At 31.8% G+C, this 17,310-nt stretch carries 16 protein-coding genes; 5 read left to right on the top strand and 11 right to left on the bottom strand.

Annotated features, from left to right (window positions below; genetic code table 11):
- Positions 1 to 371: 371 nt before the first annotated feature.
- Entirely contained in the window at positions 372 to 1,052 is a 681-nt protein-coding gene (locus tag Q4487_RS16615) for a DUF4294 domain-containing protein (protein ID WP_303545475.1), read from the bottom strand.
- Positions 1,053 to 1,148: 96 nt separating this feature from the next.
- On the opposite strand from Q4487_RS16615, the gene Q4487_RS16620 reads away from it, so the two are divergent.
- Both Q4487_RS16620 and Q4487_RS16625 read left to right on the top strand, forming a co-directional pair.
- The gene (locus Q4487_RS16620; RefSeq protein ID WP_100895343.1) at positions 1,149 to 2,237 is read left to right on the top strand and encodes a M42 family metallopeptidase; all 1,089 of its coding nucleotides are present in this window, start codon (positions 1,149 to 1,151) and stop codon (positions 2,235 to 2,237) included.
- A gap of 53 nt (positions 2,238 to 2,290) precedes the next feature.
- Positions 2,291 to 2,839, top strand: coding sequence for an NUDIX domain-containing protein (locus Q4487_RS16625; protein ID WP_303545470.1), 549 nt, complete (start codon positions 2,291 to 2,293; stop codon positions 2,837 to 2,839).
- 90 nt (positions 2,840 to 2,929) lie between these two features.
- Here Q4487_RS16625 and hisS read toward each other — a convergent pair whose 3' ends face one another.
- The 6 genes from hisS to rpsF form a co-directional block, all read right to left on the bottom strand.
- Positions 2,930 to 4,306, bottom strand: coding sequence for a histidine--tRNA ligase (gene hisS, locus Q4487_RS16630; protein ID WP_303545468.1), 1,377 nt, complete (start codon positions 4,304 to 4,306; stop codon positions 2,930 to 2,932).
- An 89-nt stretch (positions 4,307 to 4,395) separates the two neighbouring features.
- On the bottom strand, positions 4,396 to 4,866 hold the full coding sequence (locus Q4487_RS16635; protein ID WP_303545466.1) for a DUF6495 family protein: 471 nt from the start codon (positions 4,864 to 4,866) through the stop codon (positions 4,396 to 4,398).
- A 66-nt stretch (positions 4,867 to 4,932) separates the two neighbouring features.
- Positions 4,933 to 8,088: a carboxypeptidase regulatory-like domain-containing protein gene (locus tag Q4487_RS16640; RefSeq protein WP_303545465.1), complete on the bottom strand. Its 3,156-nt coding sequence runs from the start codon at positions 8,086 to 8,088 to the stop codon at positions 4,933 to 4,935.
- A gap of 100 nt (positions 8,089 to 8,188) precedes the next feature.
- Positions 8,189 to 8,641 carry a 50S ribosomal protein L9 gene (rplI, locus tag Q4487_RS16645; protein WP_303545463.1) on the bottom strand — a complete coding sequence of 151 codons (453 nt, stop codon included), beginning with the start codon at positions 8,639 to 8,641 and terminating at the stop codon, positions 8,189 to 8,191.
- A gap of 13 nt (positions 8,642 to 8,654) precedes the next feature.
- The gene (rpsR, locus tag Q4487_RS16650; RefSeq protein ID WP_170854752.1) at positions 8,655 to 8,954 is read right to left on the bottom strand and encodes a 30S ribosomal protein S18; all 300 of its coding nucleotides are present in this window, start codon (positions 8,952 to 8,954) and stop codon (positions 8,655 to 8,657) included.
- A 2-nt stretch (positions 8,955 to 8,956) separates the two neighbouring features.
- Positions 8,957 to 9,295, bottom strand: coding sequence for a 30S ribosomal protein S6 (rpsF, locus tag Q4487_RS16655; RefSeq protein ID WP_013619894.1), 339 nt, complete (start codon positions 9,293 to 9,295; stop codon positions 8,957 to 8,959).
- 289 nt (positions 9,296 to 9,584) lie between these two features.
- Here rpsF and Q4487_RS16660 point away from each other — a divergent pair, with 289 nt between their 5' ends.
- Entirely contained in the window at positions 9,585 to 10,277 is a 693-nt protein-coding gene (locus Q4487_RS16660) for a LytTR family DNA-binding domain-containing protein (protein ID WP_100895337.1), read from the top strand.
- A gap of 57 nt (positions 10,278 to 10,334) precedes the next feature.
- Here the strand turns inward: Q4487_RS16660 and priA are convergent, their stop codons facing one another.
- From priA to nadC, 4 genes are read right to left on the bottom strand one after another with little or no spacing between them, the layout of a single operon-like run.
- Positions 10,335 to 12,791, bottom strand: a complete 2,457-nt coding sequence (priA, locus tag Q4487_RS16665; protein WP_303545460.1) for a primosomal protein N' — start codon at positions 12,789 to 12,791, stop codon at positions 10,335 to 10,337.
- 8 nt (positions 12,792 to 12,799) lie between these two features.
- On the bottom strand, positions 12,800 to 13,240 hold the full coding sequence (locus Q4487_RS16670) for a DUF2147 domain-containing protein (protein ID WP_303545457.1): 441 nt from the start codon (positions 13,238 to 13,240) through the stop codon (positions 12,800 to 12,802).
- On the bottom strand, positions 13,227 to 14,213 hold the full coding sequence (locus tag Q4487_RS16675) for a YihY/virulence factor BrkB family protein (protein WP_100895334.1): 987 nt from the start codon (positions 14,211 to 14,213) through the stop codon (positions 13,227 to 13,229). Before Q4487_RS16675 ends, Q4487_RS16670 begins: the two co-directional genes overlap by 14 nt.
- Positions 14,213 to 15,070, bottom strand: coding sequence for a carboxylating nicotinate-nucleotide diphosphorylase (nadC, locus tag Q4487_RS16680; protein WP_100895333.1), 858 nt, complete (start codon positions 15,068 to 15,070; stop codon positions 14,213 to 14,215). The genes Q4487_RS16675 and nadC overlap by 1 nt, the downstream gene beginning before the upstream one ends.
- A 124-nt stretch (positions 15,071 to 15,194) precedes the next feature.
- Between nadC and rlmH the strand changes: the two genes are divergently transcribed.
- A complete protein-coding gene (gene rlmH, locus Q4487_RS16685) occupies positions 15,195 to 15,668 on the top strand; it encodes a 23S rRNA (pseudouridine(1915)-N(3))-methyltransferase RlmH (RefSeq protein ID WP_303545452.1) in 474 nt (157 codons plus the stop codon).
- Between the two features lie 85 nt (positions 15,669 to 15,753).
- Complete coding sequence (locus Q4487_RS16690) at positions 15,754 to 17,310, top strand: thioredoxin-like domain-containing protein (protein ID WP_303545449.1); 1,557 nt, start codon at positions 15,754 to 15,756, stop codon at positions 17,308 to 17,310.

Here is a 17,310-nt window from a genome sequence, read left to right on the forward strand (position 1 = left end):
TTTTTTAACTTATTTCTTAACCTTATTTTTAAACTAATTTTACGCTTTTCTCAATGAACTTTGCTAACTTTAATAACGTTTGTTTTTCCGTTAGCGGGTGCAAATATAGGCAGCTTTTCTAACACCACAAGTCTTTTTTGCATCTTTTTTAAAAGTATTTTTAAAACAAGCTTTACTGCGCTATTTTTCAGACGTTTAAAACCTATTCTTTTTTGATGCTTTTTAAAAAAATATCAGCCCGCGAGTTTTAACTACCCTTAAACCCTATTACTTTAACTATTGAATGGCGATCATCAACCTAAAAAACAACAACACCTTTAAAAGGGGCATTAAATATAATATGTTTTTTGAAATGAAACAAGAGATATGAACTACTTTTTTTTATATATCCACTTGTTGCTCAGTGAAGTATAATCATAATTTAAGACTGTAGGCTGCTCTTTTAGTCGTCCTTTTGCAAAGGCACGCTGTAAAATATCCTCAATTAAGTAGTCTTCATGTACACTTTCTGGATGATATTCTTCCTTTATACTTATTTTAAAAAACTTAGCCGAAGTATTGTACCAAAACGCCCTCCAACCATTTCTGAGTTCTTTTACTAGACCAAAAGCAGTATCTCCCGTTTGCCTATTAATTAGTTTTATTAGAATTTGACCTTCTGTACGGGTTAATTTTTTTAGTCTTTCTGAAAACTGATCCTCAATTTCTTTGTGAACTTTCCTGGTGTACTTTCGTTTTTTAGACTTTTTATTTAACTTTTGCAGACTGTCATTTAACACAACTAGCTTTTCTGCTGCCATTTTTGCATAAGGATACACCTTTAATGTTTTTCTTCTTAGTATATAATAGCGTAATTTCTCTTCTTTGGAAGCAAATTTTAATGGTCCAAATACATAAACCTCATTTAAAGATATAGATGTATCATAAACAGAATCTCCTTCTATCTTATATAACTCCAAATCTACAGAGTCTTTTTGAGACTCTATTTGCGCTGTGCTTAAGAGCGTAAACAACAACGACGTTATAAATGATATGCCTTTTATTATTTTCATACAATATATATGGTTCGTAAAATTAACGATAAAGACGTAATGATATTATTAATTAAAAGTGAATATTATTAAATTTGTATCTAAATATATACGTTTATGAGCGCAAAGAAGATTATTACAGAGAAATCGTTAGATTTTTTTGAACGATATTTAAATAATGCCGCTCCTACGGGTTACGAGTGGGAAGGGCAAAAAATTTGGATGGACTACCTAAAACCTTATGTAGATACTTTTATTACCGACACATACGGTACTGCTGTAGGTGTTATTAATCCTGATGCAAAATATAAGGTTGTTATAGAAGGACACTCTGATGAAATTTCATGGTATGTAAATTACATTTCTGACAATGGATTACTATATGTTATTAGAAACGGTGGAAGCGACCACCAAATAGCACCATCTAAATGGGTTAACATACATACAAAAAATGGTATAGTTGAAGGTGTTTTTGGATGGCCAGCCATACATACTAGAAACAAAGGAAAAGAAGAAGCTCCCAAATTAGACAATATTTGTATTGATATAGGCGCTAAGGACAAGGCAGAAGTTGAAAAAATGGGTGTACATGTTGGTTGCGTGATTACTTACCCTGACACTTTTAAAGTTTTAAACGGAAACAAATTTGTTTGTAGAGCTATTGACAATAGAGCTGGCGGATTTATGATTGCTGAAGTTGCACGTTTATTACACGAGAACAAAGTAGAATTACCTTTTGGTTTATACATTACCAACTCTGTACAAGAAGAAATTGGTTTACGTGGTGCAGAAATGATTACGCAAACCATAAAACCAAATGTTGCTATTGTTACCGATGTTTGCCATGACACCACTACTCCTATGATTGAGCAAAAAGTACAAGGTTTTACCGAAATTGGTTCTGGACCTGTAATTTCTTATGCTCCTGCTGTACAAAACAAACTTAGAGAGCGCATTATAGAAACTGCAGAAGCCAACAAAATACCTTTTCAGCGTATGGCAGCGTCTAGATCTACCGGTACAGATACTGATGCTTTTGCCTATAGTAACGGAGGAGTTGCATCTGCACTAATATCTTTACCGCTACGTTATATGCACACAACTGTAGAAACTGTACATAGAGATGATGTTGAAAACGTGATTCGTTTAATTTACGAAACACTATTAAATATTAAAGACGGAGAAACTTTTAGTTACTTTGATTAATAACACCAAGCCTCTTTTATAACAAAAGAGGCTTTTTTTTTTGCTTTTGCCATATGGATGAACTTATAGATATTTTAGACAGTAAGGGTAATTTTACCGGAAAAACAGCTTTAAAGTCTAAAGCCCACATAAATGGTTGGTTTCACCAAACAACACATATTTGGTTTTACACTAACAAAAAAGAAATTCTACTGCAACAACGTGCCAAAAGCAAAGATACATTTCCTCTACTCTGGGATATCTCTGTAGCAGGACATATTGGCGCTGGGGAAAACATTATTGATTCTGCTTTAAGAGAGATTAAAGAAGAAATAGGTATTACTGTTTTAAAGACTGATTTATTAAAAATAGGTTGTTTTAAGTCTACCCAAAAACATTCTGATGATTTGATAGATTGTGAATTTCATCACACTTTTATATGTAAATTAAAAACAGATTTAAATTCACTAACAAAACAAGATAGTGAAGTTGAAAATTTACAACTTAAACTTATTTCGGATTTTAAATTGGAATTAAGGAGCACCGAGAAAAAGAAACTGTATGTCCCACATAATATAACGTATTACAATACTGTTTTAGAAGCGATAGAAAAACTTTTGTAATTTTTAAACTGATAAAAAAACGAATTAAAAAAAACTGCTACCCAAATAAGTTGAATAGCAGTTTTATAAAATTTGAATCTGTTATAATTCTTATAGCGCAGCTACAAACTCAGACACTTTAGATAATTTATATGTTTGCTGATCTCCTTTTTCCATATTCTTTACAACAAAGTTACCATCAGATAATTCCTGTTCTCCTATTATAATAACATAAGGAACATTACGCTTATTAGCATACTTCATCTGTTTTTGCATTTTTACTGATGAAGGGTACACATCTGCCTTGACTCCGTTTTTACGTAATTCTGTAATTAACTCTAAAGCCGCAAAAGCTTCTTTATCGCCAAAATTAACACAAAGCACATCCAACGACTTATCTATAGCCTCTGGAAAAAGACCTAACTCTTCTAGCACCAAGTAAATTCTATCTAAACCAAAAGAAATACCTACACCACTAACATCTTTTAAACCAAAAATTCCCGTTAAGTCGTCATAACGGCCACCACCACCAATAGAGCCCATTTTTACTCCGCTTGGGGCAGCCACTTCAAAAATAGCGCCTGTATAATAATTTAATCCACGTGCCAAAGTAACATCTATGGTAAGATTAGCAGATTGCAAACCTAATTTTTCAACTGCATCAATAATAAAAGTAAGCTCCTCTACTCCTTTTTTACCTTCTTCAGAATCTTTAAGCAACTCTGCTAAAACTTGCAATTGTTCTTTATTTGTGCCAGATAAAGAAAATAAAGGTGTTGCTTTTTGTATTGCTTCTTCTGAAATACCTTTTCCTAGCATTTCTTTAGTAATACCGTCTACACCTATCTTATCTAACTTATCTAAAGCAACAGTAAAATCTATTAAGCGTTCCTTTGCTCCTATAACTTCTGCTATACCAGCAAGTATTTTACGGTTGTTTAATTTAATTGTTGCTCCTGTAAGCTTTAAATCTGTAAAAACAGCATCATACAATTGCACCAGCTCTATTTCTTGTAATAAAGAATCTGAACCCACAACATCCGCATCGCACTGAAAAAATTCTCTAAACCTACCTTTTTGTGGTCTGTCTGCTCTCCAAACAGGCTGAATTTGATATCTTTTAAAAGGAAAATCAATTTCATTCTGATGCATTACTACGTAACGTGCAAAAGGTACGGTAAGGTCATAACGCAATGCTTTTTCTGATATTTTAGCTGTTAGAGAAGTTGAACTCTTCTCTGTATAAGTTTCATCATTAACCTTACTTAAGTAATCTCCCGAGTTTAAAATCTTAAAAATAAGTCTATCTCCTTCATCACCATACTTACCCATTAAGGTCTGTGAGTTTTCAAAAGAAGGTGTTTCTATAGGCTGAAAACCAAAAGTCTGAAAATGCTTTTTTACGATATCAAAAATATAATTTCTTTTTGCTACTTCTGATGGAGAAAAATCTCTTGTTCCTTTTGGTATTGATGGTTTTTGTGCCATAAATTTTAAATATGTAGAATGATAACCACTCTTGATGCTCTATTAAAAAGCTATTAATATTGTTTTATTGATAGTTGATTTAGCTTAGATTAGCTAATAATATTATCAAACCATTTATATAAATCTCCTTTGGTAATTACAGCTCCTTGCTTAATTAAATTAAACTTATCTAAATTTTTATCTTCTGTATAAATTTTAGAAGCTGTTAAGTACTCTACAAAGTCTGACTGCCAATTTTTCTTAAACCAACTAAAACCTAATTCTGTAGTTAAGTCTACATCTGGATTCATAACCTTAACAGAAAGCAGTTTCATTTCTTTTTCCTCTAAATGAAACAAATGCATTTGCTGTGCAGATACATTTTCTAAATATTGTACTTTAGTTAATACACCTTCCCAAATTAAATCACTAAAAACATCCAACTCTTCTTCTGCTACTTGTGGTTTTTCTTTTTTTAAAGTATCCCACTCTTCAGCAGTTATTGTTTGTGATGCTAAAAAGTTTACAAACTCAGGTTGTAATTCTTCTAGTTGTTGTTTTGTTAGTCTTGCATATTTCATTTTGCAAAAATAAAAAAAGGCTATGCATAAGCATAGCCTTTTAATAATTAAAATTATTTTATTTTCTTAGAAGATAAAACGTAAACCAAATTGCGCTTGCCATCTAGACAATAAACTAGCATCATACCCATTTGTCTTAGTTAAACTAGGATCAAAAGTATATGTTGGCTCTTGTGTACGGTCTGCTTCATATACCTCTGGGTCTGGGTTAGCATCTGGAAAACTAACACCAACCGGACTAATGTTATTAGGCTGACGTACAATACCCCAATCTGAATTAATTAAGTTACCAACGTTAAGCACATCTATACTAAATTGTATTTTATTGTTATTAGCAAACTTATAATCTTGTAAAAATTTAAGATCCCAACGACCTCTCCATGGCGCTAGTGCTCCGTAACGCTCCATAAATTCACCTCTATTATCTTTTAAATAATCATCTTGCTGAATATACGCTTCAAAAGCTTCTGCTTGTCCTGCACCTGAAAATTGCATTTGACTAATTTCTGATGAAGTAGGTACATATAATAAATCGTTATTTTGACCAGAACCATCACCATTTATATCACCTGCATACGTATAATTATACCTTGCTCCTTTAGCATACTCAAAAAATGTAGAAATTGTTGTATTCCATTTTCCTTGTCCGTACTCAAAATTCTTAGAAAGAACACCAATAAAACGGTGTGTATCTCCATATTTAGAATGACTTAATACATCTGAATTAGCATTACCTGCATTAGGATTAAATTCAAAAGCATCACCTGTAATTTCTGCTTCAATAGAGTTTACATCTTGCGCATTTAAATAACTATAAGCAACCATTGCATACAAACCATTATCAAATGTTTTTTGTCCTTTTAAAGAAACATTAAACACTCTACCCTTATCAGAATTTGTAAACACATAAGCATTATTACCTGTATCACCAGATAAATAAACAGGTCTATCTCCACCAGGACCTACTAATGTACCTGTTGGCTCTCTTAATCCCCAGTTTTGAACGTGAGCAGCATTTAAATCTTTAGTGTAAGAAACATCTAAAGTTCCAATAATACCGTTTTCAAACTTTTTATCTAAACCTAAATTAGTTCTCCACACTTGTGGAAATTTAAAATCTGGATCTACCGTTTGGTAATAAAACACATCTACACCCTGCACTTGGTTACCTAACCATACAAATGGCAATCTACCAGTAAATAAACCAGTACCACCACGTACTTGTAAAGAATTATCTCCTTTTGCATCCCAATTAAAACCAATTCTAGGAGAAATTAACCATTGGTTACTTGGCAATTCTTCAGAATCTATAAACACCTCTTCTCCTGTCTCTGGATTGTAATAAGGTATACTAGGCACATACGTACCTTTTCTTGCAATGTTTTCTCGTATTTTGTCTGCAGTATCAAAAAACAAAGGCTTATCAAAACGAACTCCGTAAGTTAATTTAAAATTCTCAGTAGCATTCCACTCATCTTGCACATAAAATGCCATTTGACCAACACTAGTTTCTGCCAAACTCCAAGTATCATTAGCATTGTTTGCTGTATTTATACCTTCAGCATTTGTAATAGCATCAGAAATTAAACCGTTATCTATTGCTAATTGAAAATCTGCTAAACTACCAAATGCACCAAAAGCACCCGCATAACCTCTGGCATCACCATAACCATATGCTCCAAGGTTAAATGAGTTTTTAAAATCGAATTTCTCAAAAGAGAAACCTATAGTATAGGTATGATCTCCTTTAAAGATATTTGTGTTGTTTGAAAATTGAAAAACCTTTTGATCTAATGTATTGTTAATTGAAAAAGGCTCGTGACCTACCACAATATAATTAGACCCATTACCATCCTGAATAGTCATTGCTGGAATTGGAGAAGATAAAGCATCTCTAAAATCATCAAAATGAGAATAACCTACTTGCAATTTATTTGTCATAGTTTCAGACAAAGTAGAATTTAATTCTATCTGAAAAGATTTTAAGTTGTTATTTATTTCATATCCAGAATTCTCAAACTGTAAAGTTGTAAAGTTTGGTCCCCTTTGCCTAATAGCTGTTGGGTGAGCAGGTTTTTCCTTAGACGAATTTAAAAAATTGTAAATAACAGCTAACCTGTTATTGTCATTAATATTCCAATCTAATTTAAATATACCTTTAGTAGACTCCCCACCATAGGTAAAATCTTGATAACGACCTGTATTATAACCAATACCAGCTAAAGCAGATTGCACAGCCATTAAATCGCTCTCTAAAACTCTAGATTCACCAATACTACCAGAACCTGTATTAGGAATCCACCCGTTAGTACCTAAATCATCTCTTTCTTCTTTTTCAAAATTTGCAAAAAAGAACAATTTATTTTTAACAATTGGACCTCCAATACTTACACCATATTGATTTTGAGTTAATTTAGGCTTAATTACATCTTCACCCTTAATTTTACCACCTGTTAAATCTTCGTTTCTAAAAAAACCATAAACAGTACCATGAAATTCATTTGTACCACTTTTTGTAACTGCATTTACTGAAGCTCCAGTAAAACCAGATAAGGTAACATCATAAGGAGCAGTACTTACTTGTATTTGCTCTATTGCATCTAAAGAAATTGGTTGTGACCCTGTTTGACCACCTGGAGTAGGAGAATCTAATCCAAAAGGATTATTAAAAATTGCCCCGTCTAAAGAAAAATTGTTAAACTGATCATTACGACCTCCAAAAGAATCACCACTTGCCGTTGGCTCTAGTCTTGTGAAATCTGAAGCCGACCTAGAAATTGTTGGTAATTTAGTAAGTTCTCTACTACCAACACTTGTTTCTGCACCAGTACGACCACTACCAAAAGTACCGCTTTGGTCTTGAACCAAAATAATTTCATCTAGCATTTGACTAGACTCTGCTAAAGTTACGTTGAAGTTAAATGTTTTACCTAGAGTTAAGTAAACATTATTCTTTGCTTGACTTTCAAAACCTACGTAAGTCACAGTAATTGTATAAGGGCCACCTACCCTCATATTTAATAGGTTATACCTACCCTCATCATTTGTTATACCTCCATACTTTGTACCTGTTGGCGTATGTACAGCTATAACATTTGCTCCCATAAGAGGAGCCGCTTGGTCGTCTACAACTAAACCTTTAATGTTAGAGGTTGTAACCTGTGCACTAGCTGCAAAGCTTACAAGCAAAAACGATAAGCAAAAAAATAAATAGTTTTTCATATTGTTCTAAGTTAGTTATTTTTAGATAGGCTAAATTTAGAACAAAAAAAAAGAGTTATGCGCGCATAACTCTTTTTTCTATTAACATTGTATTAACTATTTATTTAGCTTCTGCTACAACTTCAAAAGGAAATTCTATAATAACCTCTCTATGTAATCTAATCTGAGCGTTGTAAGGCCCAGTTCTTTTAACAGCACCACCTTTAATAGTAATGAATTTTTTGTCAATTGACTGACCAGCTTTTTCAATAGCTGCAGCTAAATCTATATTAGAGATAGATCCAAACAATTTAGTACCAACACCAACTTTAGCTGGTATTTTAATTTCTAATTGTTTAAGTGCTTCAGAAGTTTTATTAGCTTCATCAACAATTTTCTTCTCTTTATGAGCTCTTTGCTTTAAGTTCTCTGCTAAAACCTTCTTTGCAGATGGTGTAGCAAGAGCAGCTAATCCTTTAGGAATAAGAAAGTTTCTTCCGTAGCCGTTTTTTACTTCTACTACGTCATCCTTAAAACCTAAATTCTGTACGTCTTGTTTTAATATAAGTTCCATTGCTTAGCTTTTTTTATTTTAATAAATCGCCAACATATGGCATTAATGCTAAATGACGTGCTCTTTTTACAGCAACAGCCACTTTTCTTTGATACTTCAATGAAGTTCCAGTAAGTCTTCTTGGAAGTAATTTACCTTGCTCGTTAACTAACTTGATTAAGAAATCTGGATCTTTGTAATCTACATACTTTATACCTGATTTTTTAAATCTACAGTATTTTTTCTGCTTGTTAGTCTCAATGTTCAACGGAGTTAAATACCTGATTTCTCCGTCTTTTTTTCCTTTTGCTTGTTGTTCAATAGCTGACATAATCCTTAAGCTTTAGTTTTTAATTTTGTTCTTCTTCTCTCTGCCCAAGAAATTGCGTGCTTGTCTAGCTTTACAGTTAAGAAACGCATAACACGTTCATCTCTTCTAAATTCTAGCTCATAGCCATTAATTACATCGCCAGGTGCAGTAAATTCAAACAAATGGTAAAAACCACTTTTTTTGTGTTGAATAGGATAGGCCAATTTTTTAAGTCCCCAATTTTCTTTGGCAACCATTTTGGAACCTTTTTTAATTAAGAAATCTTCAAATTTCTTAACTGTTTCCTCTATCTGTACATCAGATAGAACGGGATTCAGAATGAAAACAGTTTCGTAATGATTCATATTATATAATTTTTTTACAGTCCGCAAAAGTAATTATTTTTTTCTATTCTCACAAGAAAACACAAAAATCTTCGTTATACTTTAAAATACTTATTAACAAACCAAATTTTCAACTAAACCCCAAAAATCTACCAAACCCCAAAAAAAATCAACTAAACCCCAAATGCAAACCATAACTCGTTTAATGCTAATTACACAACAGAATAGTGCATGTTCACATCTTTTCTTGCAATTCATCTGACATTTTTAGTACTTTAGCCGAGATTTAACCCCACAAATCAACTTATTTATGAAACTAAGATGTATAATTGTAGATGATTCCTCTATGCAACGTATGGCCGTAGCAAAGTTGGTAAATAATCATCCCAACCTAGCCATGGTAGCTGAGTACAGCAATGCCATAGAAGCCAAAAACGGACTTAAGAACAACGAAGTTGATCTTATTTTCCTAGACGTAGAGATGCCAATTATAAACGGATTTGACTTGTTAGAGTCTTTAGAAAATCCGCCGCAAGTTATCCTTATTACAGGAAAGCCTGATTATGCATTAAAAGCTTTTGACTACGATGTAACAGATTATTTACACAAACCAATTACAATGAGTAGGTTTGATGCCTCTGTAAAAAGAGCCGTTGGTAAATATGAGCAATTACATAGAGTACAAGAAGATGAAGAGCACATATTTGTAAAAAGTAATCTTAAAAAACGTAAGGTTATTTTAAATGATATTAAATGGATTGAAGCTTTAGGTGACTATATTAAGCTTGTTACAGATGAAGCTAACATTGTAATTTTATCTACAATGAAATCTTTTGAAAAGCAATTACCTGAAGATAAGTTTTTAAGAATTCACAAATCTTATATTGTAAACTTAGAAAAAGTTGAAAAATTTAATAGCAAAAACGTAGAAGTAGATGGTAGACAAATACCTTTAAGTAGAAATAAAAAGACCGAGCTTGCAGAAGCGCTAAGCAACGTTTAACAATTATACACTAAATAAAAAAAGCTGACTAACGTCAGCTTTTTTTATGTCCTATATTTAAATATAATCTACATTGTAAATTACTCTTACTCCTTTAAACTGACCTATTGTATCAAAAGATTTTTCAATTTTTCTAATGTACTCCTTTGTTTTTCCTAAAGGCTGATCTTTTTTAATTTTTAAAACTACATTTTTCAAATACTGATTCCTAATACGCGCTACTGCGGGAAATTCTGGACCTAAAACATCATCTTTAAAAGCTACACGCAAAGACTTTGCAAACCAAGCTGAAGCATCTTCTACCTTACCATAATCTCTATGCTTAAATGTTATTTTTAAAATTCTATGTAATGGAGGATATTTAAACAATCTGCGTTCATTAATTTGGTCTGTATACATTGCCTCATAATCGTTAGTAGATACTTGTTGTAATATTTGATGATACGGATTGTAAGTTTGTATTAACACCTTTCCTCTTTTTTGCGCTCTACCCGCTCTACCAGACACCTGTGCTAAAAGCTGGTAACTACGTTCATGTGCTCTAAAATCTGGAAAATTTAAAAGGTTATCTGCATTCATGATACCTACCAAACTCACATTTCCAAAATCTAAACCTTTGGTTAGCATTTGCGTACCAACCAAAACATCTAACTCGTGTTTCTCAAAAGAAGTAATTATTTTCTCATACGCATGTTTACCTCTTGTGGTATCTAAATCCATACGGCCAATTCTAAGGTTTGGCATTAACTCTTGCAGTTCTTGCTCTACTTGTTCTGTACCAAAACCTTTGGTGTTTAAAGTTGCCATACCACAAGCCAAACAACTTTTTTGCAAAGCCATATGATAACTACAATAATGGCAACGCATTTGTTTTTTATATTGGTGATAGGTTAAGCTAACATCACAATTAGGACATTGTGGAGAGTGCCCACAGGTTGTACACTCTACAATAGGCGCGTAACCTCTTCTGTTTTGAAATAATATTACTTGCTCACCTTCCTCAACTGCTTCTGTTATACCTAACAACAAACGTTCAGAAAAATGACCTTTCATTCTTTTTTTACGACTTAACTCTTTAATATCTACCAACTCTATCTCTGGCATTAATACATCTCCAAAACGCCTGGTAATTTGTGCATAACCGTATTTTTGCTGCTTAACATTATAAAAAGTCTCTATACTTGGTGTAGCAGATCCTAAAAGGATATTACAATTACTATAATTTGCTAAAACAATTGCACTGTCTCTGGCGTGGTATCTTGGTGCCGGATCATATTGCTTAAAAGACGCCTCATGCTCCTCATCTACAATTATTAAGCCTAAGTTTGTAAAAGGTAAAAACAGAGATGACCTAGCTCCTATTACAATTTGAGCCTTAGACTTGTTAGTTAAAACGTTATTCCAAACCTCAACTCTTTCATGTACTGTATATTTAGAATGAAAAACGGCTACTTGTTCTCCAAAGTAATTTTGCAACCTAGCGATTAACTGTGTCGTTAAAGCAATTTCTGGCAATAAATACAAAGCTTGTTGCCCCTTTGCTAAACAATCTGCTATAAGTTTTACATATACTTCTGTTTTACCAGAAGATGTTACACCGTGCAACAAGGTTACTTTACGCTCAGCAAAACTTTCTTCTATAGCCACTAAAGCCTCTGCTTGGTATTGGTTAAGCTCTTTTAAAACTGAAGGCTTTTTTGTAGCATCAAAAACAACCCTGTCTGTACGCACATAAAACTCCTCTAGAATATCTTTATCTATAAGTGTTTTTATGATAGATGCTGATGACCTACTCTTCTCTTCTAACTCTTTTACCGTTATTTTTTTTTGATTTTTTCCTTGCAACTGAAACAGAGACAAAATAACATTGCTTTGTTTGGGTGCTCTAGAAAGTAAATCTAATAACGCACTTAACTCTTCTTCTGTATTGTACTTTTCTCCCAACTTAACATACCTTACCAATTTAGGCTTGTACTGTTGCTGAACTTCTTCTTTGGTTAAAATTACGTTTTTATCTAACAAACGTTTTAAAATAGGAAGTACATTTTTTTTATCAACTATAGCCGCAATTTCTTGCACTTTTAACATAGACTGTCGTTCTAATGCCTCAAACACCAAAAACTCTTCATCTGTTAATGTATTTTCATCTACGGTAGACTCTGGGTTTTTTAATATTAGTGTTTCACTCTCTAATAAAAAAGCACCAGGAACAGCACTCCTAAAAACCTCACCTATAGAACACATATAGTACTTAGATACCCAAGACCAATGTTTAATTTGCAGTTCTGTAACTATAGGCTCATCATCTAATATTTGATGAATATCTTTAGCGTCGTATAAAGTAGGAGCTGTTCTATGTATTTCTGCAACTAGTGCAGTATGTATTTTAGATTTACCAAAGGGTACCGCTACGCGCATACCCACTTTTAAAAAATTGGCTTCTGCCCTTGTTACACTATATGTAAATAGTTTTTCTAAGGGAATTGGTAATATTACATTTATAAAATGCTGCATAAAGTATGTTACTCCTTAACACGTATCCAAGTTTGAGTTCTATAAATAAATGCTAAGTAACCACGAACTTTTAGTTTGTCTGAATCGTCTGGATCTAACCAAATTTTACATCTAAAAGTCATTGCTTGTTCTGGATCAAAAAGATATTTTCCTTTGTATTCGTTTTTATCAGACTTCTCTGCATTTTTAATTATATACAAACCTAAGACTGGAGCGTTTTTTAAATCGCCCTCACATTTTTCACAAACAGCATCTCTACGTTTAGGATCAACAATTTTAATTATTTTCCCATACATTTTTCCGTTTTTCTCATAAACATCAATAACTGCTTTTTCTTTTCCGTTTCTATCATCAATGGTTTTCCACTTTCCAAAAACAGATTGAGCCACACTTATGTGAGCTACAAAAAATAAAATTGCAATGGTAAATAATGTTTTATTCTTCTTCATTTTGTATAATTTTTTTCTTTAATGAGTTCTTTGTTGCATTTAGCTCAAACCCTAATAAAAGGATGTTAGCATTTAACCAAATATAAACCATCAAAATTAATAATCCTCCTAATGCTCCATACAATTCATTATATCTTGCAAACTTATCCACGTAAACTCCAAATAAGTAAGAGGTTAGCACAAATAAAATTGTTGTCATTAGTGAACCCGATGAGAAAAACTTTGTCTTTTTACCTTCTGCAGTACCAAAATAGTAGAGTATTGAAATAGACAAATAAGACAAAAATGTAAAGTAAACAACTTTAGCAATCTCGGTGGTCCATATATCTGTTTCTTCAAGACCTGTGCCAAAGTAAACTTGTGTGGTGTCTGATATGTTTTCTATAACGTAAATCTCAAAATACATATAAACAATAGCACTAACTATTATTAGTATAGATAGTAGCAAACCTACCATTAAAGCATATAAATATTGTCTTAAAAAATGGCGATTTAAACTTACGTGATACGAGTTCTCAAACCCACTAAAAATAGCATTTACACCGTTTGCTATTAAAAAAATAGACAGTACAAATGTAGATGATAGCAAGCCTCCACGTTTTTGACTCATTATTTCATCATAAATCTGATCAAAAAAATAGTCGTTTATAGCATTGGGTAGCACATACTCCAAATACGCAATAAACTCTGTATTTAAATTGGTGTCTGGATTACCAGAATCTACATAAGGTATTAAAAAAGGAATTAATGTTACTAAAAAAATTAATAATGGAAACAAAGCCATAAATAAACTAAATGCAATAGCACTGGCTCTTGTAGATAAGGTTCCTTTTAGTATTCCGTTTAGATAAAGCTCTATTAAATCATACAAAGACAAACCTGCAAAAGCCGGTAATGTCACTTTTTTTAAGAGTGATACAATCCAGTTTATTACTGGTATTTTTGCTAATTTTGCTTCTATTTCTGCCGACATTAAACTGCTTTAAGACTTAAATCCATATTATAAACAGAGTGTGTAAGTGCACCAGAAGAAATATAATTTACACCACATTCTGCATATTCCCTAATAGTATCTTCATTAATACCACCACTAGATTCTGTTAAACATTTATCTCCTATTAAAGCAACAGCAGTTCTTGTGTCTTCATAATTAAAGTTATCTATAAGAATACGGTACACACCGTCTGTCTTTAAAATTTCTTTAATTTCATCTAGGTCTCTAGCTTCAACTATAATTTTTAAGTCTCTACCTGTTTCTTTTAAGTATTCTTTAGTTTTTTCTATGGCTTTGGTTACACCTCCTGCAAAATCTATATGGTTATCTTTTAGCATAATCATATCATACAAAGCAAATCTGTGGTTTTCTCCACCTCCTATTTTTACAGCCCATTTTTCTGCTGCACGTAAACCTGGTGTAGTTTTACGTGTATCTAATATCTTAGTACTTGTACCTTCTAATAATTTTACAAAAAAGTTTGTTTTAGTAGCAATAGCACTCATACGCTGCATAGCGTTTAACACTAAGCGTTCTGCTTTTAAAATACTTTGTGAGCTACCAGTTACGTAAAAAACAATATCTCCGTGTTTTACAGTTTCACCATCATTAATAAGTGTTTCTACTTGTAAATTTTTATCTACATAGGCAAAAACTTGTTTAGCAAATTCTACACCTGCAATAATACCATTGTCTTTAACCAATAATTTTGCTTTACCAGTTGCTGTTGCAGGTATACAAGCCAAAGAACTATGGTCACCATCACCAACATCTTCGCGTATTGCATTGCTTATAATTAGGTCTATTTCTTTCTGAAACTGCTCTTCTGAAATCATTAATTTGTTTTTGTTTTGTGCTAATTTACTAAATTGTTTTATTAAACTTTAACTGTTTTTTTGATTATCTACATAATGCAGTTGTTATCTAATAATTTTTAAAAATTGACACTATATTTGTGGTATGACTATTAAGCTACTAGCCATTGGCAAAACCGATAATAAAAATTTACAAGCTTTAATTGCTGAATATGAAAAGCGATTAGGACACTACATTAAATTTAATTTAGACATTATACCAGATATAAAAAATGTAAAAAACCTGTCTGAAGCACAACAAAAAGAAAAGGAAGGCGAGCTTATTTTAAAAAAGTTGAGTTCTACAGACGTGCTTATACTTTTAGATGAAAACGGAAAACAATTTACTTCTGTAGATTTTTCTGATTACTTACAAAAGAAAATGAATGCCGGCATTAAACAATTGGTTTTTGTTATTGGAGGTCCTTATGGCTTTAGTGATGCAATTTACACTACTGCTAAAGGAAAAATTAGTCTTTCTAAAATGACATTCTCTCACCAAATGGTACGTTTGTTTGTAGTTGAACAAATTTACAGAGGGTTTACTATTTTAAAAAATGAGCCTTATCATCATAGGTAAATTAGCTTTAACTAATTTTTAACAATCTTATTCTTATTTTAATGATATAAAACCATACTTTAGAACTAAGAAACTAGTTTTTAATATGAAGCAAAATAAACTATTATACATCACAACACTGTTTCTAGTATTTAGTTTATTGTTTGCTTGCAAAAAAGACAAAACCACCACTGTTAACACTAAACAGACAAATACTACTAAAAATTTTAAACCTATTGTTATTAGCGGAATATCTAAGGACAAAAAAGCTCTAGAGTTTTTTAACATCCTAAATTACTCTTACCTATACGGAACTAACCACAAGGGTCAAAGTAAAAAGGTATATGACAGTGTTTATAATAATATATTAGATAGTATAGAAAACCCACAAATTATTGAATTAATGAGTTTTGGAGATGACTTTTACAACACTCGTGTTTTAGTTTCTCCTGGTGATAGTATAACGTTTTCTACTGAAAAAGGGCTGTTACAATTTTCAGGTAAAAATGCTTCTCATTATAATTTCTACACTTCTTTAGATTCTTTACAGTTAAAGTGGCCTACGTTTAAAAATAACATTAAGCAATACAAAGACAGTTGCTCTTATGTATATAACGCAAAAAAACTATTCTATGAATCTTATATAAAAAACAATGTAGTTTCTAACCACTTTAAAAGTCTTGTTGGCCAAGAAATAGAATATGAATATTTATACAACTTAATGGCTCCTAGAAATATAAAGTCGGAGTGCTCCGTAAGTTATTTTAACAATACAGAAAGTGTTTTTTCTACAGTAAATAAAACTGAAAAATTAAAATCTGAAGAAATTTTTAACCCAAAAGAATACTTTAACAATGTTACCATAACTGACTTTAAAAAACCAGAATTAATCAATAATGATTATTTTAAAAGAAGCCTTACTGATTTTATTAGGCACTATTTTGTTACTTATGATTATCTAGATTATTCAGAAAAAACCTTTGCAAAAGAAAAAGATTTTATAGAAAAAAACCTAGACGGAGAATTAAAGCATTTTGCTATAAGCAGACTTATTTATGATTATTATGAAAAAGGATTTGGAAACAGCAAAACTAATGTAGATATACTTAATAAGGTTATTAACGAGTATAAGCCTTTACTAAAAAATGCATCTTACGTAAATGAATTAACTATTATTCAAGAAAAAATAAAGCTTTTAAATCTAGAACTTCCTAATATTGTTTTAGACGAAAAATTGTTAACTATTAAAGGTGACACCATACAGTTAAAAGATATTTTAAAACAAAGTGAAGATAAAATAAAAGTTATAGATTTTTGGGCTAGTTGGTGCGGTCCCTGTATTACTGAAATTAAAAAGAGCTCTAGCTTTAAAAACAATTTATCTAAAGAACAAAATGTTAGCTGGATTTACATTTCTATTGATAAAAATCAGAAACAGTGGTTACAAAAATCCAAAACATTAGAGTTTAAACTAGAGGGCAAAGAACAGTATTTATTATTAAACACTAAATACCCTAAACTTCTAAAGTATTTAAGAGTAGAAACAATTCCTAGATATTCTATTTTAAACAAAAACAATGAAATTATTTTAGAAAACGCTCCAAGACCATCAGACAGTATAAATTTTAACCGAATTATAAATAAAATAGCATCTACTAAATAG

Origin of the sequence: Cellulophaga sp. 3_MG-2023, assembly GCF_030546975.1 — a bacterium.
GTDB lineage: Bacteria > Bacteroidota > Bacteroidia > Flavobacteriales > Flavobacteriaceae > Cellulophaga.

What these genes read in the sequence shown, in the direction of transcription:
- Q4487_RS16615 (WP_303545475.1), bottom strand. Translation starts at nt 1,052, where the DNA reads ATGAAAATAATAAAAGGCATATCATTTATAACGTCGTTGTTGTTTACG.
- Q4487_RS16620 (WP_100895343.1), top strand. Translation starts at nt 1,149, where the DNA reads ATGAGCGCAAAGAAGATTATTACAGAGAAATCGTTAGATTTTTTTGAA.
- Q4487_RS16625 (WP_303545470.1), top strand. Translation starts at nt 2,291, where the DNA reads ATGGATGAACTTATAGATATTTTAGACAGTAAGGGTAATTTTACCGGA.
- hisS (WP_303545468.1), bottom strand. Translation starts at nt 4,306, where the DNA reads ATGGCACAAAAACCATCAATACCAAAAGGAACAAGAGATTTTTCTCCA.
- Q4487_RS16635 (WP_303545466.1), bottom strand. Translation starts at nt 4,866, where the DNA reads ATGAAATATGCAAGACTAACAAAACAACAACTAGAAGAATTACAACCT.
- Q4487_RS16640 (WP_303545465.1), bottom strand. Translation starts at nt 8,088, where the DNA reads ATGAAAAACTATTTATTTTTTTGCTTATCGTTTTTGCTTGTAAGCTTT.
- rplI (WP_303545463.1), bottom strand. Translation starts at nt 8,641, where the DNA reads ATGGAACTTATATTAAAACAAGACGTACAGAATTTAGGTTTTAAGGAT.
- rpsF (WP_013619894.1), bottom strand. Translation starts at nt 9,295, where the DNA reads ATGAATCATTACGAAACTGTTTTCATTCTGAATCCCGTTCTATCTGAT.
- Q4487_RS16660 (WP_100895337.1), top strand. Translation starts at nt 9,585, where the DNA reads ATGAAACTAAGATGTATAATTGTAGATGATTCCTCTATGCAACGTATG.
- priA (WP_303545460.1), bottom strand. Translation starts at nt 12,791, where the DNA reads ATGCAGCATTTTATAAATGTAATATTACCAATTCCCTTAGAAAAACTA.
- Q4487_RS16670 (WP_303545457.1), bottom strand. Translation starts at nt 13,240, where the DNA reads ATGAAGAAGAATAAAACATTATTTACCATTGCAATTTTATTTTTTGTA.
- Q4487_RS16675 (WP_100895334.1), bottom strand. Translation starts at nt 14,213, where the DNA reads ATGTCGGCAGAAATAGAAGCAAAATTAGCAAAAATACCAGTAATAAAC.
- nadC (WP_100895333.1), bottom strand. Translation starts at nt 15,070, where the DNA reads ATGATTTCAGAAGAGCAGTTTCAGAAAGAAATAGACCTAATTATAAGC.
- rlmH (WP_303545452.1), top strand. Translation starts at nt 15,195, where the DNA reads ATGACTATTAAGCTACTAGCCATTGGCAAAACCGATAATAAAAATTTA.
- Q4487_RS16690 (WP_303545449.1), top strand. Translation starts at nt 15,754, where the DNA reads ATGAAGCAAAATAAACTATTATACATCACAACACTGTTTCTAGTATTT.